The sequence below is a fragment of the Streptomyces brevispora genome (assembly GCF_007829885.1).
GTDB classification, from domain to species: Bacteria; Actinomycetota; Actinomycetes; order Streptomycetales; family Streptomycetaceae; genus Streptomyces; species Streptomyces brevispora.
This window is the reverse complement of record NZ_VIWW01000001.1, coordinates 143,472-166,956: the sequence shown is the minus strand read 5'-3', so window position 1 is coordinate 166,956 and position 23,485 is coordinate 143,472. Positions and strand designations below refer to the sequence as shown.

At 67.4% G+C, this 23,485-nt stretch carries 16 protein-coding genes and 3 rRNA genes; 11 read left to right on the top strand and 8 right to left on the bottom strand.

What is annotated here, in order from left to right; all coding sequences use genetic code 11:
* Positions 1 to 2 precede the first annotated feature (2 nt).
* Positions 3 to 497 carry a hypothetical protein gene (locus FHX80_RS00810; protein WP_425281670.1) on the bottom strand — a complete coding sequence of 165 codons (495 nt, stop codon included), beginning with the start codon at positions 495 to 497 and terminating at the stop codon, positions 3 to 5.
* Positions 498 to 900: 403 nt separating this feature from the next.
* Between FHX80_RS00810 and FHX80_RS00805 the strand changes: the two genes are divergently transcribed.
* From FHX80_RS00805 to FHX80_RS00790, 4 genes are read left to right on the top strand one after another with little or no spacing between them, the layout of a single operon-like run.
* Entirely contained in the window at positions 901 to 3,777 is a 2,877-nt protein-coding gene (locus FHX80_RS00805; RefSeq protein ID WP_167523343.1) for a sensor histidine kinase, read from the top strand.
* On the top strand, positions 3,774 to 4,217 hold the full coding sequence (locus FHX80_RS00800) for a roadblock/LC7 domain-containing protein (RefSeq protein ID WP_145762317.1): 444 nt from the start codon (positions 3,774 to 3,776) through the stop codon (positions 4,215 to 4,217). Before FHX80_RS00805 ends, FHX80_RS00800 begins: the two co-directional genes overlap by 4 nt.
* 9 nt (positions 4,218 to 4,226) lie before the next feature.
* Complete coding sequence (locus FHX80_RS00795; protein ID WP_145762316.1) at positions 4,227 to 4,649, top strand: DUF742 domain-containing protein; 423 nt, start codon at positions 4,227 to 4,229, stop codon at positions 4,647 to 4,649.
* Positions 4,630 to 5,235, top strand: a complete 606-nt coding sequence (locus tag FHX80_RS00790) for a GTP-binding protein (protein ID WP_145762315.1) — start codon at positions 4,630 to 4,632, stop codon at positions 5,233 to 5,235. Before FHX80_RS00795 ends, FHX80_RS00790 begins: the two co-directional genes overlap by 20 nt.
* A gap of 117 nt (positions 5,236 to 5,352) precedes the next feature.
* Here FHX80_RS00790 and FHX80_RS00785 read toward each other — a convergent pair whose 3' ends face one another.
* The 4 genes from FHX80_RS00785 to FHX80_RS00770 form a co-directional block, all read right to left on the bottom strand.
* Positions 5,353 to 6,543, bottom strand: a complete 1,191-nt coding sequence (locus FHX80_RS00785) for a lipid-transfer protein (RefSeq protein ID WP_145762314.1) — start codon at positions 6,541 to 6,543, stop codon at positions 5,353 to 5,355.
* The gene (locus FHX80_RS00780) at positions 6,540 to 7,025 is read right to left on the bottom strand and encodes a Zn-ribbon domain-containing OB-fold protein (RefSeq protein ID WP_145762313.1); all 486 of its coding nucleotides are present in this window, start codon (positions 7,023 to 7,025) and stop codon (positions 6,540 to 6,542) included. The genes FHX80_RS00785 and FHX80_RS00780 overlap by 4 nt, the downstream gene beginning before the upstream one ends.
* Positions 7,026 to 7,074: 49 nt before the next feature.
* On the bottom strand, positions 7,075 to 7,422 hold the full coding sequence (locus FHX80_RS00775) for an Mpo1-like protein (RefSeq protein WP_145762312.1): 348 nt from the start codon (positions 7,420 to 7,422) through the stop codon (positions 7,075 to 7,077).
* Between the two features lie 118 nt (positions 7,423 to 7,540).
* Complete coding sequence (locus FHX80_RS00770; RefSeq protein ID WP_145762311.1) at positions 7,541 to 8,347, bottom strand: M15 family metallopeptidase; 807 nt, start codon at positions 8,345 to 8,347, stop codon at positions 7,541 to 7,543.
* Positions 8,348 to 8,463: 116 nt separating this feature from the next.
* On the opposite strand from FHX80_RS00770, the gene FHX80_RS00765 reads away from it, so the two are divergent.
* Positions 8,464 to 8,973 carry an NUDIX domain-containing protein gene (locus tag FHX80_RS00765; protein WP_145762310.1) on the top strand — a complete coding sequence of 170 codons (510 nt, stop codon included), beginning with the start codon at positions 8,464 to 8,466 and terminating at the stop codon, positions 8,971 to 8,973.
* 6 nt (positions 8,974 to 8,979) lie between these two features.
* Here FHX80_RS00765 and FHX80_RS00760 read toward each other — a convergent pair whose 3' ends face one another.
* Entirely contained in the window at positions 8,980 to 11,331 is a 2,352-nt protein-coding gene (locus FHX80_RS00760; RefSeq protein WP_145762309.1) for a glycoside hydrolase family 31 protein, read from the bottom strand.
* Positions 11,332 to 11,581: 250 nt separating this feature from the next.
* Between FHX80_RS00760 and FHX80_RS00755 the strand changes: the two genes are divergently transcribed.
* Both FHX80_RS00755 and FHX80_RS00750 read left to right on the top strand, forming a co-directional pair.
* The gene (locus FHX80_RS00755; RefSeq protein WP_145762308.1) at positions 11,582 to 13,558 is read left to right on the top strand and encodes an acetoacetate--CoA ligase; all 1,977 of its coding nucleotides are present in this window, start codon (positions 11,582 to 11,584) and stop codon (positions 13,556 to 13,558) included.
* Positions 13,559 to 13,625: 67 nt separating this feature from the next.
* Positions 13,626 to 14,543, top strand: a complete 918-nt coding sequence (locus FHX80_RS00750) for a hypothetical protein (RefSeq protein WP_145762307.1) — start codon at positions 13,626 to 13,628, stop codon at positions 14,541 to 14,543.
* A gap of 69 nt (positions 14,544 to 14,612) precedes the next feature.
* Here FHX80_RS00750 and ptsP read toward each other — a convergent pair whose 3' ends face one another.
* The gene (gene ptsP / locus FHX80_RS00745) at positions 14,613 to 16,283 is read right to left on the bottom strand and encodes a phosphoenolpyruvate--protein phosphotransferase (RefSeq protein ID WP_145762306.1); all 1,671 of its coding nucleotides are present in this window, start codon (positions 16,281 to 16,283) and stop codon (positions 14,613 to 14,615) included.
* Between the two features lie 76 nt (positions 16,284 to 16,359).
* Entirely contained in the window at positions 16,360 to 16,809 is a 450-nt protein-coding gene (locus tag FHX80_RS00740; RefSeq protein WP_145762305.1) for a PTS sugar transporter subunit IIA, read from the bottom strand.
* Positions 16,810 to 17,510: 701 nt separating this feature from the next.
* Here FHX80_RS00740 and FHX80_RS00730 point away from each other — a divergent pair.
* The 4 genes from FHX80_RS00730 (at position 17,511) to clsA (ending at position 23,423) form a co-directional block, all read left to right on the top strand.
* Positions 17,511 to 19,036 (top strand): 16S ribosomal RNA (locus FHX80_RS00730).
* A gap of 308 nt (positions 19,037 to 19,344) precedes the next feature.
* Positions 19,345 to 22,469, top strand: a 23S ribosomal RNA gene (locus FHX80_RS00725).
* A 79-nt stretch (positions 22,470 to 22,548) separates the two neighbouring features.
* Positions 22,549 to 22,665, top strand: a 5S ribosomal RNA gene (gene rrf / locus FHX80_RS00720).
* The 16S, 23S and 5S rRNA genes sit together here, the layout of an rRNA operon.
* Before the next feature lie 149 nt (positions 22,666 to 22,814).
* Entirely contained in the window at positions 22,815 to 23,423 is a 609-nt protein-coding gene (gene clsA, locus FHX80_RS00715; protein WP_145762304.1) for a cardiolipin synthase ClsA, read from the top strand.
* Positions 23,424 to 23,485: the final 62 nt, after the last annotated feature.

Here is a 23,485-nt window from a genome sequence, read left to right as displayed (position 1 = left end):
GTTCAGGCCCGGGACAGCCTGCGGCCCGCGTCCTGGCGGCGTATCCGCGCACTGTCCCGCCGCCCGGTCCGGGCGGCCCGCCTCGCCCTGCGCCTCTCGCGGCGCAGCCGCCGGGCGGAACTGCTCGGCATCGACACCACGCCGTTGCGCTGATTCCACACCTGCCGGGTGACCCACACGTCCAGCACCGACCAGGTCGTGCCCACCGTGCTGGCCACGCTGCTCAGCACCATCGGGAAGGCCAGCCAGGAGCCCGTCACCGTGGCAAGGAAGGCCACCATCGCCTGGATGATCGTCAGCGACATGATCAGAACGGCCCGCACGGCCGCCGTGCGTACCGGGTCCGGCATCCGCCGCCGCAGCGCCGGCTCCTCGACCCAGAGCGGCTGCCGCGGAATCACCGGCCGCTCCCGCGCCGCCGCGGCCGCGGGCATCGCACCCTTCGCCGCCTGGACCGGCGCCGACCGCGCGGCGCCATGACGCTCTTCCGTTTCCAAGGACTTTCAACTCCCCACCGCTGTCCGACTTCAGGGTTGCTGCCCGGCATGCGCTGCTTCTACGCGGACGGGTCGCCCCATCCTCTTGACTGCGCCCCTGCAGTCCCCTTACCCCCTTACGGACAGACGAGTGCCAGGCTGTGAAGATTCCCCCCGAACCATCACGGAACGAAGAATTCCAGCCAACTGGCGCGGGGAGGAATGTGGCGCTCTGGCTGGTCTCTTCTGTCGCTTTCACGAATTTCATCTCCTGGAATACCGGGACAACTCATGGTCAACTCCCAGTAAGGCGGCCGAAAATCGCCCGGACAACCCTTCGAGTTGTCTGTGTGTCGGTAGTAGGCTCGCGCCGTTTGTTGACGGAACACCATCACCGCCCTGCGGGGCCGAGCTGGGGGAGGCCATGCGCTTTCGCGGGAAATCCATCCGCAGGAAGATCGTGGCGTTGCTTCTGGTGCCGCTCGTCTCCCTCACCGGACTATGGGGCTTCGCCACCTATCTGACCGGCCGCGAGGCACGCCAGCTGATGAGCGCGAGCACCGTGGTGGAGAAGATCGGCCACCCCCTTGAGGACACCGTCCGGGTCATCCAGAACGAGCGCCGTCAGACTCTCGTCTTCCTCGCGGACCCACGCGCCTCCGACGCCCTGCCGGTGCTGCGCCGCCAGCGCGCCGCCACCGACCGGGTCGTGGGCCAGGTCAACAGGAGCGCGCGGCAGAAGGACATCCGCGACGCGCTGCGCCCCGACGCCGCAACCCAGCTCAGCTCGATCCTGGGCGCCGTCGAGGGGCTGCAGGCGCTCCGCGACTCCGTCGACAAGCGCACCATCGGCCGGGCCAAGGCGATGGACTACTACAACGGCCTCATCGCCCCGTGCTACCGCTTCCTGACCGGTCTCCACGTCATGGAGAACGTGTCGATGGACAAGCAGGTCCGAGCCCTGGCCGGCATCTCGCGTGCCCGTGAAATGCTCTCCCAGGAAGACGCACTCGTCGCGTCGGGGCTCCTCGCGGGACGGCTGACGGCCCCCGAACTCCGGCAGATCTCCGACCTCGTCGCCAAGCGCGGACTGCTGTACGAGGTCAACCTCGAAGCGCTCCCCGCGTCGGAACGCCGCCGCGTCGAGCAGTACTGGGCGAGCCCGGACAGCGAGCCGCTGCGCTCCGCCGAGGACAAGCTCATCGCCCAGGGCCCCACCCACGACCCCCGCGAGGTGGACGCCGCACGCTGGCAGGAGGTGGCCCCGCCCGTCCTGGACCGGCTGGCCAACGATTCGACCGAGATGAACAACCGCTTCCAGGACCGCGGCAGGCCCGCCGGCTACGGTGTCCTGATCAAGGCGGGCGTCGCCGGTGTCCTGGGATTCCTCGCCCTGCTCGTCTCGGTCTTCGTCTCCGTGCGCATCGGCCGCGAGCTCGTCCGCGACCTCTCACGCCTGCGCAAGGACGCCCATGAGGTCTCCGGCGTGCGCCTGCCGAGTGTGATGCGCCGTCTCGCCGCGGGCGAACACATCGACGTCGAGACCGAGTCCCCGCACCTCCACTACGAACGTGACGAGATCGGCCAGGTCGGGCAGGCCCTGAACATCCTGCAACGGGCCGCGGTCGAGGCCGCCGTCAGGCAGGCCGACATGCGCCGCGGGGTGTCCGAGGTGTTCGTCAACCTCGCCCGCCGCAACCAGGTGCTGCTGCACCGCCAGTTGACGCTCCTGGACACGATGGAGCGCCGCACCGAGAACACCGAGGAACTCGCCGACCTGTTCCGCCTCGACCACCTCACCACGCGTATGCGGCGCCACGCCGAGGGCCTGGTGATCCTCTCGGGAGCCGCACCGTCACGACAGTGGCGCAAGCCCGTCCAGCTGATGGATGTGGTGCGTGCCGCCGTCGCCGAGGTGGAGGACTACGAACGGATCGAGGTCCGCAGGCTGCCGAAGATCGGTGTGGGCGGCCCCGCCGTCGCCGACCTCACCCACCTGATCGCCGAACTCCTGGAGAACGCCACGGTGTTCTCACCCCCGCACACCGCGGTCCAGGTGCACGGCGAACGCGTCGCCAACGGGTTCACCCTCGAAATCCACGACCGCGGGCTCGGCATGCCCCCGGAACTCCTCCTGGACGCCAACCTGCGACTCGCCGAGACACCCGAGTTCGAGCTGTCCGACACCGACCGGCTCGGCCTCTTCGTGATCAGCCGGCTGGCCCAGCGGCAGAACGTCCGGGTGTCGCTTCAGACCTCCCCCTACGGAGGCACCACCGCGGTCGTGTTCATCCCGGCGGCGCTGCTCACCGACGCCCCGGAGGCCCACGGTACGGGGTTCCGCCTCGACCGCCGGTCCGAGAAGGCGATCGCCAGCAGCCGGCCGGGCAGCGACCCGGCGGGCGGCGGCATGGACGGCGGCGACGCGTTCGGCCGCCCCGCGGGCAGCCGAACGCAGGGCGGCAGGCCCGCCGGCCTCGCACCGGTGCCCACCGGCCGGGCGGACCCGGCCCTGCTGGACGGGCCGGTCGAGCTCGAAGGCCCGGTCGGTCCGCTGGACTTCAACCGCGACCCGGTACTGGAAGCCGTCGCCGGATCCGGGCTCGACCCGGTACTCGACGGGGTGTCCGACCTGGAGGACACCGAGAGCGAACGCGGCGGCATCTTCCGGGCCCGTGAACTCCGGCGCGACGGCGACCGCGATCAGCACCAGCAGGCCGCCGACCAGATCGAGGACCCGGACGGTGTCCGGGAACTGCGCCCCGACGACACCAGGCCGCTGCCCCGCCGCAAACCGCCGACCCTGGTCACCGACCGGGGCCGCCGGATCAATGAGACGGGCCGGGCCCACCCCACGACCGCCGATCCGGGCGACGCCCGCCCGGTGTCCGGCCCCGTCCGGTCCGCGGACCGCGGCCGGCCCCCCGAGCCCCGGCAGTCCGACGGTCCGCGGACACGCACCGGGCACGCCACGACTCCGGCCGTCACGCCCTCGGTACCGGGGCCCCGCTCGCCGTCACCCACCCGCACCTCGGCTCCCGCCCCCGAGACGGTCGGGGGGCTGCCCCGCCGGATCCGGCAGGCCAGCCTCGCGCATCAGCTCCGCGAGGGGCCCGTCGGCGGCGCCGCGCCGGACCTGGTGGAGACGGCGGAGGACATCGAACGCGACGCCGACGAGGTACGCAGCCGCATGGCCTCGCTCCAGCGCGGCTGGCAGCGCGGCCGCCTGCAGAACGCCGAGGACGTGACCGGCCCCGATGACACAGCACAAGGAACCACTCCGGGAGGGGACGGTCGATGACCGCACCGAACGCCACAGCACTCAACTCAGCACGCCAGGGGTCCGGCGAGCTCAACTGGCTCCTCGATGAACTCGTCGAGCGGGTCGCGAGCATCCGCAAAGCGCTGGTGCTCTCCAGCGACGGCCTTCCCACCGGCGCGTCCAAGGACCTGACCAGGGAGGACGGCGAGCACCTGGCGGCCGTGGCCTCCGGGTTCCACAGCCTCGCCAAGGGGGTGGGCCGGCACTTCGACGCCGGCCGGGTCCGCCAGACCGTCGTCGAGCTCGACGAGGCGTTCCTGTTCGTCACGGCCGCCGGCGACGGCAGCTGCCTCGCGGTGCTCGCCGACTCCGACTCGGACGTCGGCCAGGTGGCGTACGAGATGACGCTGATGGTCAAGCGTGTCGGCGCCCACCTGGCCAACTCCCCCCGGACGACCGGTCTGACCTCCGGAGGGTGAGTGGATGGCATGAGCGCCGACTCCTCCCGTTCCCCGGCCGGCCCCGGCGGTCCGCAGTCCTCGCGCTGGTACGACGCCGACGCGGGGCCGGTCGTCCGTCCGTACGCGATGACGCGGGGACGTACCAGCAGCGCGTCCCGTCATCGTCTCGACCTGATCGCGATCGTCGTCCCCGAACCCGCGGCCGACGATCCCGGCCGGGACCAGATGCTCTCCCCGGAACACGTGGAGATCGTCGAACTGTGCAGCGGCATGCCCCAGTCGATCGCCGAGCTCGCGGCCGGTCTGGACCTCCCCGTCGGGGTGGTCCGGGTGCTGGTCGGTGATCTCGTCGAGGACGAGCTGGTGCATGTGACCCGTCCCGTTCCGCCGGCCGAGCTGCCGGACGTGAACATTCTTCGCGAGGTGATCAATGGCCTTCGGGCGCTCTAGCCGCAACAGGCGGCCCGTTGAGCCCGTTACCCTGAAAATCCTGGTGGCGGGCGGCTTCGGAGTGGGCAAGACGACCATGGTGGGAGCGGTCAGTGAGATCAGGCCGCTGCGTACGGAGGAGAGCCTGACCGAGGCAGGACGTCCCGTGGACGACCTGGACGGTGTCGAGGCGAAGACCACGACGACGGTGGCCATGGACTTCGGGCGGATCACCCTCCGCGAGGACCTGGTGCTGTATCTCTTCGGCACCCCGGGGCAGGACCGGTTCTGGTTCCTGTGGGACGAACTCGCCCAGGGGGCGCTGGGGGCGGTCGTCCTCGCGGACACCCGGCGTCTGGAGGACTGTTTCGCCGCGGTCGACTACTTCGAACGCCGGGAGATCCCCTTCGCCGTCGCCGTCAACTGCTTCGAGGGCGCCGACCGGTTCCCCACCGAGACGGTGCAGGCGGCGCTGGACCTGGACCCGGAGGTACCGGTGCTCCTGTGCGACGCGCGGGACCGGTCGTCCGTACGCGACGTACTGGTGGCCGTCGTCGAACACGCGCTGGCCCGCGCGGACGCACTCCGCGAACCGGCCACCACGTAGGCACGGCCCCGAGCCGGCCCGACGACACCGACAGCGGAACGCGGCACGTACCCCCGCCCACAGGGGTGCGTGCCGCGCGTCGTGCGACCGGCAGGCAGCGGCCGCCGATAGGAACTGTCAGCGGACCGCGACGACTGCCGAGCCGTGGCCGAACAGCCCCTGGTTCGCGGTGATCCCGGCTCGCGCCCCCGGAACCTGGCGGTCTCCCGCCGTGCCGCGCAACTGCCAGGTCAGCTCGCATACCTGGGCGATCGCCTGCGCGGGCACGGCCTCGCCGAAGGACGCCAGCCCGCCGCTCGGGTTCACCGGGATGCGCCCGCCGAGCGCCGTCGCCCCTTCGCGGACGAGCGCCGCGCCCCCACCCGCCGGGCACAGCCCGATGTCCTCGTACCACTCCAGTTCCAGCGCCGTGGAGAGGTCGTACACCTCGGCCAGCGAGAGATCCGAAGGCCCGATTCCCGCTTCCTCGTACGCCGCCCGTGCGATGGAGGCGCGGAAACTCGCGGTCGCCGGTTCCACGGCGACCGCCGAATCGGTGGCGATGTCCGGAAGGTCGAGCACCGCCTTCGGATACGTCGGCGTCACGGTCGAAACGGCACGGATACGGACCGGATCCGCAGCCCCGTGACGCCGGGCGAACTCCATGCTGGACAGCACCAGTGCCGCCCCGCCGTCGGAGGTGGCGCAGATGTCCAGCAGCCGCAGCGGATCGGCGACCACCGCGGAGGCCGCGACCTGCTCGGCGCTCACCGGCGCCCGGTAGCGGGCGTTACGGTTCAATGCGCCGGCCGCCGCGTTCTTCACCTTGACCAGCGCGAAGTCCTCCGGGGTGTCCCCGTGCACGGCCATCCGGCGACGGGCGTAGAGCGCGAAGTAGGTGGGGTTCGTGGCGCCGAGCACCCGGAACCGCAGCCAGTCCGGATCGTTGGGCCGTTCGCCGCCCGCCGGGGCGAAGAACCCCTTGGGCGCCGCGTCCGCACCCACCACGAGCACCACGTCCGCCATTCCGGCCAGGATCTGCGCCCTGGCGGTGTTGACGGCCTGGGCGCCCGACGCGCAGGCCGCGTACACGCTGGTGACGCGGGCGCCCTGCCAGCCCAGCGCCTGAGCGAACGTCGCCCCGGCCACGTACCCCGGGTACCCGCCGCGCACGGTGTCCGCGCCGACCACCGACTGCACGTCCGGCCAGTCGATGCCCGCATCGGCGAGCGCGTTGCGGGCCGCCACCCTGCCGTACTCCACGAAGCTGCGCCCCCACTTGCCCCAGGGGTGCATCCCGGCCCCGAGGACGGCCACGTCCCCGCTCATCGCGCACCGTCCCGGAGACCGGTGTCCACGGGTCGCCAGTGCCAGGTCGTCCACACCGTGCCGTCGTCCGTGCCGTCGCCGGACTCCGTACCGAGCACCCCCGGCACGACCTCGACCGTCATCCCGACCGCGAGATCAGCGACACCGACCCCGGGCGCGGCCTGCCCGAGCACTACCATCCGCTCGGCCGCGAGCTCCACGGCGACCAGCGTGTACGGCTCCCAGGGCATATCCGGGTCGCAGGGGTAGGGGGCGGGCGGCCGGTAGCGGCCGTCGGTGTACGACCAGACTGTGCCGCGCCTGGACAGCGGGACCTCGACCGGTTCGCCGCCCGTACAGCCCGGATTGCGGCAGAAGCCGTCCTGGCGGGGGAAGAAGACCGACGAGCAGAGCGGACAGCGGGTGCCCAGCAGTCGGAATTCCTCATCGGGGCCGTCCTCGGTGAACCATCCGGCCACCACGGGTATGCGCTTGCGCGGCAAAGTTCCTCCCCAGCACTGAATCTGACGGAACGTCAGAAGTGTGCCACGGTCAGCTGTTGTCGGCGAGCCACTTGGCAGCGGTCTCCGCGAGCTCCCGGTCGCGGCCGGCCAGCATCGTGCGGATCATCTGCGCATCGCCGCGGAGCGACCAGGCGGGATGGCCGAAGGAGGCCGGGTTGTTCCCCTCGATCAGGAAATGGGCAGGCCAGGCAGTCCCGTACCCGATCAGCGGCAGCGCCGCCGCATACCGCTTACGGCCGCGCGCCAGCCCGTAGGCGGTGATCGCGAGGCCGGTCAGAGTGCCGGTCAGATGGACCCAGCGGGTCGCGGCCCTGGAGTGCATCGCGACGTAATACGGCCAGAACTCCTCGTACGAATCGAACGTCTGCTGTGACATACGGGCACCGTAATGGCTGGACCGGCAACCGGATACGGCCGATACGCGTCCGAGAGGAAGAACGGGTGGCCGGAACCCACGGGGGTGGTTCCAGTCGCCCGTTCCTCCCCGCCGGTTATCAGTGGCCGGCGACGGACCCGCGGGCCACCGGGAAGTCGAAGTAGGTGTCGGGGAACAACTCCGGCTTGAAGGTGTAGTGCCACCACTCCTCGGCCAGATTGACGAATCCGGCGTCGGTGAGCGTCTTCTTCAGGAACTGCCGGTTGGCACGCTGCACCCCCTGGATCCGCGGGTCATCCGTGTGCGAGAGCGTGTCGAAGCAGTCGAATCCGGTGCCCATGTCGATCGAGTTGTCCGGGAAGCGGTCGGACTGAGGTGCGTAGCAGGGCACCAGCTTCTGACCCGGCCGGTACGGCGCGGTGGGCCGGGCCGGCAGCCTCACCAGCGTCAGGTCCACCGTGCTTCCCCGGCTGTGCCCGGACTTCTCCGCGATGTAACCGTCCGCGAACAGCCGGGTCTTGTCGACCTGCGGATAGAACTCGCCCTTCATGGTCTCGTCGTCGAGATCCTTCGCCCAGCGCACGAAGTGGTCGACGGCCCGCTGGGGCCGGTAGCAGTCGTACACCTTCAGCGAGTAGCCCTGACGCAGCAGCCGCAGCTGGGCCCGGTGCAGCGCCCGCGCGGCCGGCCGGGTCAGGATGCAGAGCGACTCGCGGTAGCCGTCCACCGGTTCGCCCATGAAGTCGTGCGCCGTGGGGTAGCGCATCTCCTGGATGATCGTGGGATCCACCGCACGCAGCGCGACGAACTCGGCGGGAGCCTTCGGTTCGGGCTTCGCCTGCGCCACCGGGGCGGCGGCGGTGACGGCGAGCAGGGTGGCGGCAGCGGCTGCCAGGACACGGAAAGCGGAAGCAAGACCTGTCATGGGCACATCGTCCACCAGTCAGGCGGTGCCGGGCAGGAGATCGGATACAGTCCCCGCGTGTCCGCGACGACGAGGAAAGACGATCAGGAAAGACGACGAGGAAACCGGAGCAGCCCGTGAAGGACTCGCACTGCGGCAGTTGCGGAACCCGGTACACCGCCCTCGCGTCCCCGGACGCCTGGCCACGCACCTGCAGCGCCTGCGGCGACACCGCCTACCGCAACCCGCTGCCGGTCGCCATCGCCCTGCTCCCCGTCACCGACCGGGACGGCACCGGACTGGTCGTCATCACCCGCACCATCGAACCCTGCCTCGGCGGACGCGCACTCCCCGGCGGCTTCGTCGACCACGCCGAGGACTGGAAACACGCGGTCGTACGTGAACTCCACGAGGAGACCGGCATCGAGGCCCACCGGGACGACGTCCGGCTCGCCGACGCCCTCAGCTCCCCGGACGGCCACCTGCTCCTGTTCGGCCTGCTCCCGACGCGCCCGGCGGCCGCCCTCCCGCCGTCCGTCCCCACCGACGAGACCTCCGGATACGACGTGCTGCGCACCCCGGAAGTACTGGCCTTCCCCCTCCATACGGAGGCCGTCCGCTCCTGGTTCGCAGGCCGCTACCGCTGACCGCGCTCACAGCCCCCGGACCCGCACCGGGCAGTCCACCAGCCCCTCCTCACCATCCCGCTCCACCACGACCCGCCCGTCCACCAGCCGCGTCGTGTACCGCTCGACCACCGCCGGCTCCCAGCCGTCCCCCGTGTCACGGACCACCGAACCGCCACCCCCGCGCCCCTCCGCCGGAGCCCAGACCTCCAGCTCCAGCCCGCCGTCCGCGCCCCGCACCGGAATCACCGAACCGGCCCGCGCCAGCACCGGCACCCGCGACAACGGCGCATCGACCACGACCTGACCGGGTCCCTCGTGCACCGCACCGGTCACCGTGTCGTACCAGCGCCCCGGCGGCAGCCGGACCGCCCGCTCACCCACCCCCGGCCCCAGCACCGGCGCCACCAGCAGCGCATCACCCAGCAGGAACGCGTCCTCGCACTCCCGCAGCGCCCGGTCGCCCGGCGCACCCCACCACAGCGGACGCACATACGGCGCACCGGTCAGCCGGGCCAGCTGCGCCAGCGTCACCCAGTACGGGCGCAGCCGCTCCCGCTCCAGCAGCACCCCCCGCGCGGCGTCGAGCACCCGCGGCCCGAACTCCCACGGCTCCCGCCGGCCCGCGTCGATCGCCGCATGCGTACGGAACAACGGCAGATACGCCCCCAGCTGGAACCACCGCAGATACATCTCCGGCGACGGCGACCCGTCGAACCCGCCCACATCCGGGCCCGAGTACGGCACCCCGCACAGCCCGAGACCCAGTACCAGCGCCAGCGAGGCCCGCAGCCCCGGCCAGCCGGTCGCCACATCACCGGACCAGGTGCCTCCGTACCGCTGCATCCCCGCCCAGCCCGAACGCGAGAACAGGAACGGCCGCTCCTCCGGACGCAGCCGGCGCAGCCCCTCGTACCCGGCGCGCGCCATGGCGAGGCCGTACACGTTGTGCGCCTCCCGGTGATCACCGCCGCGCCCCTCCAGTGAGTGACGCGCCGAACGGGGCAGCGTCGGGTCACCGAACGCCGCGAACGACACCGGCTCGTTCATGTCGTGCCAGACACCGGAGAACCCCTGCGCCAGCCGTTCCGCGTACAGCCCGCCCCACCACTCGCGCACCTCCGGATCGGTGAAGTCCGGATACACGCACTCACCCGGCCACACCTCCCCGCGCACGATCCGCCCCCGGCCGTCCCGGACGAACGCACCCGAACTCCCCACCGCCGCACCGCTGTCGAACACCGCGTTCCCCGGCGCGGCAGGCACCGCCGGGTCCACGATCGACACCAGCCGCACCCCGTCCCCGCGCAACTCCTCGGCCAGCCCCGGCAGATCCGGGAACCGCTCGTGATCCACCGTGAACACCCGGTGCGCGTCGTAGTGGTCGATGTCCAGATGCAGCACGGACAACGGCAGCCCCCGCTCCCGGTACCCCGACACGATCCGCCGCACCTCCCGCCCGCTCCCGAACCCCCAGCGGGCGTGCTGCGGACCCAGCGCCCAGGACGGCGGCAGCGCAGGCGCGCCCGTCAGGGCCGTCCAGCCCTGGAGCACCCGGGCCGGCGTACCCACCACCACCCAGCAGCGCAGCGGCCCGCCGTCCACCCGCATCTCGGACGTCCCCGGCCGGTCATGACCCGAACCGGCGCCCTCCTCCCCCTCACGCAGCGCCACCCGCCCCGCCCAGGAGTTGTCGTGGAACGCCAGATGCGTCCCCGCGTCCGAGACCACCAACTGCACCGGCATCGTCACGTACAGCGGATCGTCCTCCGGCCCGAACCGGCCGCCCGGATCGGTGTTCCACAGCCCGTACACCCCGTCCCTGAGCCGCGGCCCCGCCGCCCGCCCGCCGAGCCCGAAGAACCGTGCGTCCGCCGGGACCTCGGACCGCTGCACCCATCGCGCGGGCCCGCCCGCCACCGGCTCCCACCACCGCGGCGGCAGCTCACGACGGAGCACCACCCCGCCCGGAGTCCGCAGCTCCACCGCCCCGTGCCGGGACACCGCGACGGTCAGCCGCTCCGAGACCACCTGCCACCCGCCGTCCTTGTCCGGCTCCAGAACGGCCCGCGGATCGGCCTCCGGCGCCGGACCCGGCAGGGCGTACGACGGCAGCGGCTCCGCCCCGTCCCACCCCCAGAAGACCGCACCCCCCACCGCCACCCGGATACTCAGCTCCGAACGCGCGAACCGCACCACACCGCCGCCCGGCCCGGGCTCCGCATCCACCAGGGCCCCCGGCACCCTCGCCCGCTCCGCGCCGCGCGACGGCAGCGCCCGCGCATCCGCCCGCGAGCGCCGCCACGCCGAGCGCACCGTGCGCAGCCCACGCTTCGAACCGACCAACTTCACCGAGCGCACCAGGTCACGACCGTTCATGCGGCTCACCCTGCCATCCGGCGAGGCGGGAACGGGTCCTGTTCAACTTCCGTTCACCCACGGCCGGACGTGCCCGCCCGGGGTCGGACGTGGGCGAACCACATATCCGGACACGAGGCCATGGGCGGGCAGCCCTGGTGCGAAGGACGATCACATGGCATCGTCCGTAAAAGCCGCCTCACGCGCACACCCCAGCACGTGCGCGCGACCCACGCAGACCCGCGTACCCGTACAGCCAGGGAGCCGACCCATGACCTCAGCAGCCGACGAAGCCCCCCTCTGGCAGCCCGGCCCGGACCGCATCGCGGCCGCCGCCGTCACCCGCTTCCAGAAGTGGGCGGCCGAGCACCACGGAGCACCGGCCGAGGGCGGCTACGCGGCGCTGCACCGCTGGTCCGTCGACGAGCTCGACACCTTCTGGCAGGCCGTCGCCGAATGGTTCGACGTACGGTTCTCCACCCCGTACGAGACCGTCCTCGGCGACCGCACCATGCCCGGCGCCCAGTGGTTCCCCGGTGCCACACTCAACTACGCCGAACACGCGCTGCGCACCGCCGAGGACCCCCTGCGCGCCGACGCGCCCGCACTGCTCCACGTCGACGAGACCCACACCCAGATCCCCACCTCCTGGTCCGAGCTCCGCCGCCGGGTCGGCTCGCTCGCCGCGGAACTCCGCGCACTCGGTGTCACCCCCGGCGATCGCGTCAGCGGCTACCTCCCCAACATCCCGGAGGCGGTGGTCGCCTTCCTCGCCACCGCCGCAGTTGGCGGCGTCTGGACCTCCTGCGCCCCCGACTTCGGCGCCCGCAGTGTCCTCGACCGCTTCCAGCAGGTCGAACCCGTCGTCCTGTTCACCGTCGACGGATACCGCTACGGCGGCAAGGAACACCACCGCACCGACACCGTCGCCGAGCTGCGCCGCGAACTCCCCACCCTGCGCGCAGTCGTCCACATCCCACTGCTGGGCACCGAAGCGCCCGAAGGCGCCCTCGACTGGTCCGCCCTCACCGCCGGGGACACCGAACCCGTCTTCGAGCAGGTCCCCTTCGACCATCCGCTGTGGGTGCTCTACTCCTCCGGCACCACCGGACTCCCCAAGGCCATCGTCCAGTCCCAGGGCGGCATCCTGCTCGAACACTTCAAGCAGATCGGCCTGCACTGCGACCTGGGCCCCGAGGACCGCTTCTTCTGGTACACCTCCACCGGCTGGATGATGTGGAACTTCCTCGTCTCCGGCCTCCTCACCGGCACCACACTCGTGCTCTACGACGGAAGCCCCGGTTACCCCGACGTCAGCGCGCAGTGGCGCGTCGCCGAACAGACGGGCGCCACCCTGTTCGGTACCTCCGCCGCCTACGTCATGGCCTGCCGCAAGGCCGGCATCCACCCGGGACGCGACTTCGACCTCTCCCGCATCCAGTGCGTCGCCACCACGGGCTCCCCGCTCCCGCCCGACGGGTTCCGCTGGCTCCACGACGAAGTGGCCGACGACCTGTGGATCGCGTCCGTCAGCGGCGGCACCGACGTCTGCAGCTGCTTCGCCGGAGCGGTCCCCACCCTCTCCGTCCACATCGGCGAGCTCCAGGCCCCCGCTCTCGGCACGGACCTCCAGTCCTGGGACCCCGCGGGCAACGCGCTGACCGGCGAGGTCGGCGAACTCGTCGTCACCAAGCCCATGCCGTCCATGCCGATCCACTTCTGGAACGACCCCGACGGCAGCCGCTACCACGACAGCTACTTCGACATGTACCCCGGAGTCTGGCGCCACGGCGACTGGATCACGATCACCGACCGCGGCTCCGTCGTCATCCACGGCCGCTCCGACTCCACCCTCAACCGCCAGGGTGTCCGCATGGGCTCCGCCGACATCTACGAAGCGGTCGAGCGCCTCCCCGAAATCCGCGAATCACTCGTCATCGGACTGGAGGAGCCCGACGGCGGCTACTGGATGCCGCTCTTCGTCCACCTCGCCGAGGGCGCGACGCTCGACGACGAGCTGCGCCACAGCATCAAACGCACCATCCGCGAGAACCTCTCCCCGCGCCATGTCCCGGACGAGGTCATCGAGGTCCCGGGCATTCCACACACCCTCACCGGCAAGCGCATCGAGGTTCCGGTCAAACGTCTGCTCCAGGGAACAGCCCTGGCCAAGGCCGTCAACCCCGGCTCGATCGACAACCTGGAACTCCTCCACTTCTACGAGGAACTGGCACACAAGCGCCGCTGACGGACAGCACTGTCAGTACCCGTGATTACCCTGAGTGAGCAATGATCGACAGCGCACTGGGGGAATCATGGCGCAGACCAGGAACAAGCGGACCACCGGCCAAGGCCGGACCGGCACCACCATGCGACGCTCGCTGCGCCGCGAAGCACCGAGCATCATCGGCCTCCTGACCGACGAACAGGACTTCGCGGCGATGCGGCACTACCGCACCTTCACCTTCGACGACCACTCCGTCTACCTCCAGCAGGTGGAAGGCCTGCTCAAAGCCCTTGCCGCGCAGGGCATGCACACAACGGTCGCTCTCTTCGACCCGGAGGAGTACGCCGAGTTCTGCGCCGAATCGGGCATCGCAGCCGACTCCCCGACCGGCCGCAGCCGCTTCACCGCGGAGATCGCGGCGGCCGGAGCCACCGTCGCCTACACCGGACAGCCACTCGACACCCTGATCCCGCTCCTCGTCTCCCGAGCGGTCCGCCGGGCCGCCTGGGAGTACTCCACGATGCTCCTGGCCGACCTGGGGGAGTGTGCCGACTGCGGCCAGGACATCGGCCGCGCGGCATTCGACCGGGCATCCCACCTGCTGCTGCGCACCCTGGAGACAGCGGGCCCCGGCATCCACCACCTGGTCTGCAGCACCCCCACGGAGAACGAGCAGCTGCTCGCGGCCCTGCACACCGAGCGCGACACCAACGGACCGGTCCGCCTCGACTCGGCGGAGGGAGCCGAATTCGTGACCGTCCTCGCCGTCGGCATCGCCCTCGAAAGCCGCGGGGGAGTCGTCCTGCGGACGAGCGCACCCGGCACCGCGGACCGGGTGCACGGCTGGCGACTGACCCGCGGCAGCCTCGCCCCGCTCACCGCGGGCGAGGTCTTCAGCGCCTACTGCACCGACGCCGACACCGGGGAACCCGTCTCCCCGGAGTCCGGGGTTGAGTACTGCGCAGGCTTCGACATCGGAGCCGACGAGCCGGAATCCCACCGCTGACAGCCCGAAGGGGCTCCCCGCCACCATCGGCGGGAAGCCCCTTCGCCTCGTCGTCCGGGCGCTGAGGTCCTACTCGCCCGAAAGCACCGCCTGCGCGGCAACCCGCGCGTCCTCGGCGGAGTCCGCCGCACGTGCGGCGGACGCGGCCCGCTCGCACTGGGCGAGCGTGTACTTCGCCAGGGTGGTGCGCACATAAGGAATGGACGCGGCACCCATGGACAGCGAGGTCACGCCCAGACCGGTGAGCACACAGGCGAGCAGCGGATCGGAGGCGGCCTCACCACAGACACCACAGCTCTTGCCCTCGGCCTTGGCGGCATCGGCCGACATCGCGACCAGATCCAGCAGCGCGGGCTGCCACGGATCCTGCAGCCGTGAGACCGCACCCACCTGACGGTCGGCGGCGAAGGTGTACTGCGCCAGGTCGTTGGTGCCCAGCGACAGGAACTCCACCTCCTGAAGCACCGAACGCGCGCGCAACGCGGCCGACGGAATCTCGACCATCGCACCGAACTTCGCCCTCAGCCCGGCCGCCCGGCACGCGTCCGCGAACGCCTTGGCGTCCGCACGGTCCGCGACCATGGGCGCCATGACCTCCAGATAGACGGGCAGTCCCGCGGCCGCCTTCGACAGAGCGGTCAGCTGGGTCCGCAGCACATCGGGGTGATCCAGCAGGCTGCGCAGCCCGCGCACACCCAGTGCCGGGTTCGGCTCGTCCGCCGGAGTCAGGAAGTCCAGCGGCTTGTCCGCCCCCGCATCCAGCACCCGTACGACGACACGTCCCTCGGGGAACGCCTCCAGCACGGCGCGGTACGCCGTGAGCTGCTTCTCCTCCGACGGCGCCTGCTTGCTGTCGTCAAGGAAGAGGAACTCGGTACGGAACAGCCCCACGCCCTCGGCGCCCGCCTCGACGGCAGCCGGCACATCACCGGGCCCGCCGATATTGGCGAGCAGCGGCATCTTGTGGCCGTCGGACGTCGCACCGGGACCGGTCGACGTGGACAACGCGGCCTTCCGCGCGGCCGCGGCGCTCTCCATCTCCGCCCGCTTCTCGGCGCTCGGCTCGACGAAGATCTCGCCGGTGCTGCCGTCCACCGCGATCACGGTTCCCTCGGCCAGCTCGCCGGCACCGGGGAGCGCCACCACGGCGGGCACCCCGAGCGCCCGCGCCAGAATGGCGCTGTGGCTGGTCGGTCCGCCCTCCTCGGTGACGAAGCCGAGCACCAGCGTGGGGTCGAGCAGCGCTGTGTCGGCAGGAGCCAGGTCCCGTGCGATCAGTACATAGGGCTCGTCGCTGTCCGGTACGCCCGGCATCGGCACACCGAGCAGCCGGGCCACGATCCGATTGCGCACATCGTCGAGGTCGGCGACGCGGCCCGCGAGGTACTCCCCGGCATTGGCCAGCAACGCCCGGTACGACGCGAAGGCGTCGTACACGCCGCGCTCGGCGGTGCTGCCGACAGCGATGCGCCGGTCGACATCAGCCATGAGCTCGGGGTCCTGGGCCATCATGGCCTGGGCCTCCAGCACGTGCTGCGCCTCGCCACCCGCCAGGTTGCCGCGCGCGACGAGGTCGGCCGCCACAGCCTCCACGGCCTGTCGCGCCCGCCCCTGTTCGCGCTCCGCGTCCTCGGCCGGAATCTGCTTGGCCGGCGGTTCGAGCACTGCTGTGCCCATGTGCCGTACCTCGCCGATCGCCACACCGTGGCTCACGCCCACGCCCCGCAGCGTTGTCTCCATTTCACCTGTCTCCGATAGTGCGGCGGTCGATGCCCCCGCAGTGGATTCCCGGTCGGCTGTCACTGCGCCGAACGCGTTACTGCCAGCCGAACAGTGCGTCGCCGACCTTTACGTCGCCGCTCTCGATGACGTCGGAGAGGGAGTCGGAAGTCGCCTCCAACGCCACGATGGGGCAGATCGGAGACTTGCCGGCCGCCTCGACAGCGGCCGGGTCCCAACGCACGATGCTCTGGCCGCGTGTGACGGTGTCACCCTTGTTCACCAGGAGCTCGAAGCCCTCACCATTGAGCTGGACGGTGTCGATGCCGAGGTGGGTCAGAACCCCGTGGCCCTCGCTGTCCACCACGACGAAGGCGTGCGGGTGCAGGGAGACGACGATTCCGTCGACCGGCGACAAGGCCTCCGACGGCTCGCGTACGGGGTCGATGGCGGTACCCGGACCGACCATCGCGCCGGAGAAGACCGGGTCGGGTACCGCAGCGAGCCCGATGGCGCGTCCGGTAAGAGGGGACGTCACAGTGGTCATGGGGAGCCTCCCAGAGTGGAGCTTCAATGGCACCGCCGCGGCTTGTAGGAGGGCGGCGTACTGCTCAGCAGGGTAAGTCATAAGAAGTCCCGGTTACGCCCGAGTCCTGCCGGTTCGAGGACCTAGGGGTGTACCGGAAACGATTTGCCTCGACTCCCGGCAGCCTGTACTGTCGTACTCCTGCCTGACCCCAACGCGACATTGAGTCGGGGGTCGGCGGCGACTATTTAGCCCAAACCCTAACCTGAGCTCGGCACCGGCATGTCTGCTGGGGCTGGTCAATCGGACGGGAAAGGCCTGATAGAGTCGGACTCGCCGAAAGGGAAAAGCGCGAAAGCGAAATTCCCCAAAGGTAATACCAGAACAATCCCGCTTCGACCGGGAATCGGACACGAAAGAGTCTGATAGAGTCGGAAACGCAAGACCGAAGGGAAGCGCCCGGAGGAAAGCCGCAGAAAATGTTCTGCGGTGAGTACAAAGGAAGCGTCCGTTCCTTGAGAACTCAACAGCGTGCCAAAAGTCAACGCCAGATATGTTGATACCCCGACCTGCTTCGGCAGGTTCGAGGTTCCTTTGAAAGTCCTGGCAGATTCCTTACGGGTCTGGCAGGCAATGCACATAGCGAGGACACAGTGGACGATCGGTCTTATTCCGACTTGATTGTTCCGCTCTCGTGGTGTCATCCCGATTACGGGAAAACATTCACGGAGAGTTTGATCCTGGCTCAGGACGAACGCTGGCGGCGTGCTTAACACATGCAAGTCGAACGATGAAGCCCTTCGGGGTGGATTAGTGGCGAACGGGTGAGTAACACGTGGGCAATCTGCCCTTCACTCTGGGACAAGCCCTGGAAACGGGGTCTAATACCGGATAATACTTTTCCTCTCATGGGGGAAGGTTAAAAGCTCCGGCGGTGAAGGATGAGCCCGCGGCCTATCAGCTAGTTGGTGGGGTAATGGCCTACCAAGGCGACGACGGGTAGCCGGCCTGAGAGGGCGACCGGCCACACTGGGACTGAGACACGGCCCAGACTCCTACGGGAGGCAGCAGTGGGGAATATTGCACAATGGGCGAAAGCCTGATGCAGCGACGCCGCGTGAGGGATGACGGCCTTCGGGTTGTAAACCTCTTTCAGCAGGGAAGAAGCGAAAGTGACGGTACCTGCAGAAGAAGCGCCGGCTAACTACGTGCCAGCAGCCGCGGTAATACGTAGGGCGCAAGCGTTGTCCGGAATTATTGGGCGTAAAGAGCTCGTAGGCGGCTTGTTGCGTCGGTTGTGAAAGCCCGGGGCTTAACCCCGGGTCTGCAGTCGATACGGGCAGGCTAGAGTGTGGTAGGGGAGATCGGAATTCCTGGTGTAGCGGTGAAATGCGCAGATATCAGGAGGAACACCGGTGGCGAAGGCGGATCTCTGGGCCATTACTGACGCTGAGGAGCGAAAGCGTGGGGAGCGAACAGGATTAGATACCCTGGTAGTCCACGCCGTAAACGTTGGGAACTAGGTGTTGGCGACATTCCACGTCGTCGGTGCCGCAGCTAACGCATTAAGTTCCCCGCCTGGGGAGTACGGCCGCAAGGCTAAAACTCAAAGGAATTGACGGGGGCCCGCACAAGCAGCGGAGCATGTGGCTTAATTCGACGCAACGCGAAGAACCTTACCAAGGCTTGACATATACCGGAAAGCATCAGAGATGGTGCCCCCCTTGTGGTCGGTATACAGGTGGTGCATGGCTGTCGTCAGCTCGTGTCGTGAGATGTTGGGTTAAGTCCCGCAACGAGCGCAACCCTTGTTCTGTGTTGCCAGCATGCCCTTCGGGGTGATGGGGACTCACAGGAGACTGCCGGGGTCAACTCGGAGGAAGGTGGGGACGACGTCAAGTCATCATGCCCCTTATGTCTTGGGCTGCACACGTGCTACAATGGCCGGTACAATGAGCTGCGATGCCGCGAGGCGGAGCGAATCTCAAAAAGCCGGTCTCAGTTCGGATTGGGGTCTGCAACTCGACCCCATGAAGTCGGAGTTGCTAGTAATCGCAGATCAGCATTGCTGCGGTGAATACGTTCCCGGGCCTTGTACACACCGCCCGTCACGTCACGAAAGTCGGTAACACCCGAAGCCGGTGGCCCAACCCCTTGTGGGAGGGAGCTGTCGAAGGTGGGACTGGCGATTGGGACGAAGTCGTAACAAGGTAGCCGTACCGGAAGGTGCGGCTGGATCACCTCCTTTCTAAGGAGCATCTAGATTCCGCAAGGAATCCAGAGCCACTACGTCGGCAAATGATCGACGGTGGTCAGCTCATGGGTGGAACGTTGACTATTCAGTCCCTGGTGGTTCAACCGGGTCGTAAGTACTGCTCTTCGGGGCGTGGAAAACGAACCGGGTGAATTGCAGGTACTGGGCACGCTGTTGGGTGTCTGAAGGTATGGCCGCAAGGTCGCCTTCAAACACCGGCCCCAGTGAACTCACCCGGTAAGGGTGGGGTGGTGGGTGGCTGGTCGTTGCTTGAGAACTGCACAGTGGACGCGAGCATCTGTGGCCAAGTTTTTAAGGGCGCACGGTGGATGCCTTGGCACCAGGAACCGATGAAGGACGTGGGAGGCCACGATAGGCCCCGGGGAGCTGTCAACCAAGCTTTGATCCGGGGGTGTCCGAATGGGGAAACCCGGCAGTCGTCATGGGCTGTCACCCACTGCTGAACACATAGGCAGTGTGGAGGGAACGAGGGGAAGTGAAACATCTCAGTACCCTCAGGAAGAGAAAACAACCGTGATTCCGGGAGTAGTGGCGAGCGAAACTGGATCAGGCCAAACCGTATGCGTGTGATACCCGGCAGGGGTTGCGCATGCGGGGTTGTGGGATCTCTTTTTCACGGTCTGCCGGCTGTGAGACGAGTCAGAAACCGTTGATGTAGGCGAAGGACATGCGAAAGGTCCGGCGTAGAGGGTAAGACCCCCGTAGCTGAAACATCAACGGCTCGTTTAAGAGACACCCAAGTAGCACGGGGCCCGAGAAATCCCGTGTGAATCTGGCGGGACCACCCGTTAAGCCTAAATATTCCCTGGTGACCGATAGCGGATAGTACCGTGAGGGAATGGTGAAAAGTACCGCGGGAGCGGAGTGAAATAGTACCTGAAACCGTGTGCCTACAAGCCGTGGGAGCGTCGCGCATCGAGCTTGCTCGGTGCGTCGTGACTGCGTGCCTTTTGAAGAATGAGCCTGCGAGTTTGCGGTGTGTTGCGAGGTTAACCCGTGTGGGGAAGCCGTAGCGAAAGCGAGTCCGAATAGGGCGATTTAGTAGCGCGCTCAAGACCCGAAGCGGAGTGATCTAGCCATGGGCAGGTTGAAGCGGAGGTAAGACTTCGTGGAGGACCGAACCCACCAGGGTTGAAAACCTGGGGGATGACCTGTGGTTAGGGGTGAAAGGCCAATCAAACTCCGTGATAGCTGGTTCTCCCCGAAATGCATTTAGGTGCAGCGTCGTGTGTTTCTTGCCGGAGGTAGAGCACTGGATAGGCGATGGGCCCTACCGGGTTACTGACCTTAGCCAAACTCCGAATGCCGGTAAGTGAGAGCACGGCAGTGAGACTGTGGGGGATAAGCTCCATGGTCGAGAGGGAAACAGCCCAGAGCATCGACTAAGGCCCCTAAGCGTACGCTAAGTGGGAAAGGATGTGGAGTCGCAGAGACAACCAGGAGGTTGGCTTAGAAGCAGCCACCCTTGAAAGAGTGCGTAATAGCTCACTGGTCAAGTGATTCCGCGCCGACAATGTAGCGGGGCTCAAGCGTACCGCCGAAGTCGTGTCATTCACACATATAGGGCCAACGCCTGTGTGGATGGGTAGGGGAGCGTCGTGTGCCGGGTGAAGCAGCCGCGGAAGCGAGTTGTGGACGGTTCACGAGTGAGAATGCAGGCATGAGTAGCGATACACACGTGAGAAACGTGTGCGCCGATTGACTAAGGGTTCCTGGGTCAAGCTGATCTGCCCAGGGTAAGTCGGGACCTAAGGCGAGGCCGACAGGCGTAGTCGATGGACAACCGGTTGATATTCCGGTACCCGCTTTGAAACGCCCAATACTGAATCAGGCGATGCTAAGTCCGTGAAGCCGGCCCGATCTCTTCGGAGTTGAGGGTAGTGGTGGAGCCGACGAACCAGACTTGTATTAGGTAAGCGATGGGGTGACGCAGGAAGGTAGTCCAGCCCGGGCGGTGGTAGTCCCGGGGTAAGGGTGTAGGCCGTGTGGTAGGTAAATCCGTCACACATTAAGGCTGAGACCTGATGCCGAGCCGATTGTGGTGAAGTGGATGATCCTATGCTGTCGAGAAAAGCCTCTAGCGAGTTTCATGGCGGCCCGTACCCTAAACCGACTCAGGTGGTCAGGTAGAGAATACCGAGGCGTTCGGGTGAACTATGGTTAAGGAACTCGGCAAAATGCCCCCGTAACTTCGGGAGAAGGGGGGCCATCACTGGTGATCCGATTTACTCGGTGAGCTGGGGGTGGCCGCAGAGACCAGCGAGAAGCGACTGTTTACTAAAAACACAGGTCCGTGCGAAGCCGTAAGGCGATGTATACGGACTGACGCCTGCCCGGTGCTGGAACGTTAAGGGGACCGGTTAGCTGACTTTCGGGTCGGCGAAGCTGAGAACTTAAGCGCCAGTAAACGGCGGTGGTAACTATAACCATCCTAAGGTAGCGAAATTCCTTGTCGGGTAAGTTCCGACCTGCACGAATGGCGTAACGACTTCTCGACTGTCTCAACCATAGGCCCGGTGAAATTGCACTACGAGTAAAGATGCTCGTTTCGCGCAGCAGGACGGAAAGACCCCGGGACCTTTACTATAGTTTGATATTGGTGTTCGGTTCGGCTTGTGTAGGATAGGTGGGAGACTTTGAAGCGGCCACGCCAGTGGTTGTGGAGTCGTCGTTGAAATACCACTCTGGTCGTGCTGGATGTCTAACCTGGGTCCGTGATCCGGATCAGGGACAGTGTCTGATGGGTAGTTTAACTGGGGCGGTTGCCTCCTAAAGAGTAACGGAGGCGCCCAAAGGTTCCCTCAGCCTGGTTGGCAATCAGGTGTTGAGTGTAAGTGCACAAGGGAGCTTGACTGTGAGACCGACGGGTCGAGCAGGGACGAAAGTCGGGACTAGTGATCCGGCAGTGGCTTGTGGAAGCGCTGTCGCTCAACGGATAAAAGGTACCCCGGGGATAACAGGCTGATCTTCCCCAAGAGTCCATATCGACGGGATGGTTTGGCACCTCGATGTCGGCTCGTCGCATCCTGGGGCTGGAGTCGGTCCCAAGGGTTGGGCTGTTCGCCCATTAAAGCGGTACGCGAGCTGGGTTTAGAACGTCGTGAGACAGTTCGGTCCCTATCCGCTGTGCGCGTAGGAATATTGAGAAGGGCTGTCCCTAGTACGAGAGGACCGGGACGGACGAACCTCTGGTGTGCCAGTTGTCCTGCCAAGGGCATGGCTGGTTGGCTACGTTCGGAAAGGATAACCGCTGAAAGCATCTAAGCGGGAAGCCTGCTTCGAGATGAGTATTCCCACCCTCTTGAAGGGTTAAGGCTCCCAGTAGACGACTGGGTTGATAGGCCAGATGTGGAAGCCCGGTAACGGGTGGAGCTGACTGGTACTAATAGGCCGAGGGCTTGTCCTCAGTTGCTCGCGTCCACTGTGTTAGTTCTGAAATAACGAACGGCCGTGTTTTGTTCCGGTGTTGGTTAATTTCATAGTGTTTCGGTGGTCATTGCGTTAGGGAAACGCCCGGTTACATTCCGAACCCGGAAGCTAAGCCTTTCAGCGCCGATGGTACTGCAGGGGGGACCCTGTGGGAGAGTAGGACGCCGCCGAACTCCTTTTGATAGTTAAGCCCCGTGCCCTTGTGGCACGGGGCTTTTCTGCGTTCCGAGACCGTTCGTCGATACCCCCGTGTACCTGCCGGCGACAGCTGAGGGTAGGGTCAGGGGGCATCATTGGCACGTTCTTCACAGGAGGCCCCCGGGTGGAGGTCCAGGAGACCCGCGTTCAGACGGACCGGGTACTCACCATCCCCAACATCCTCAGCATGGCTCGCCTTGTTGGCGTACCTGTTTTCCTGTGGCTGATTCTGCGCCCTGAGTTCGGCGGCCCCAAGAGTGATGGCTGGGCGCTGCTGGTACTGATGTTCAGCGGCGTCAGCGACTACCTCGATGGAAAGCTCGCGCGTCGGTGGAACCAGATCAGCAGCCTCGGACGGCTGCTCGACCCGGCTGCCGACCGCCTGTACATTCTTTCGACTCTCGTCGGGCTGACCTGGCGGGAGATCCTTCCACTCTGGCTCACCGCAGCTCTTCTCGCTCGCGAGCTGATGCTGCTCGTGATGGTGGGAATCCTGCGCCGTCACGGCTATCCACCGCCCCAAGTGAACTTCCTGGGCAAGGCGGCTACGTTCAATCTGATGTACGCATTTCCCTTGTTGCTGCTCAGCGACGGAGGTGGTTGGCTGGCAACGCTGGCCACCGTTTTCGGATGGGCGTTCGCAGGATGGGGTACAACGCTCTACTGGTGGGCAGGGATCCTCTACGTGGTTCAGGTCCGCCGGCTTGTCAAGGCGGATGCAGTAGCCGATTGAGCCTGTTGATGCGGTGCCGTGCAGCGTGGCCGGCCCGCGGCTGATGACACAGAAGCTGCCCT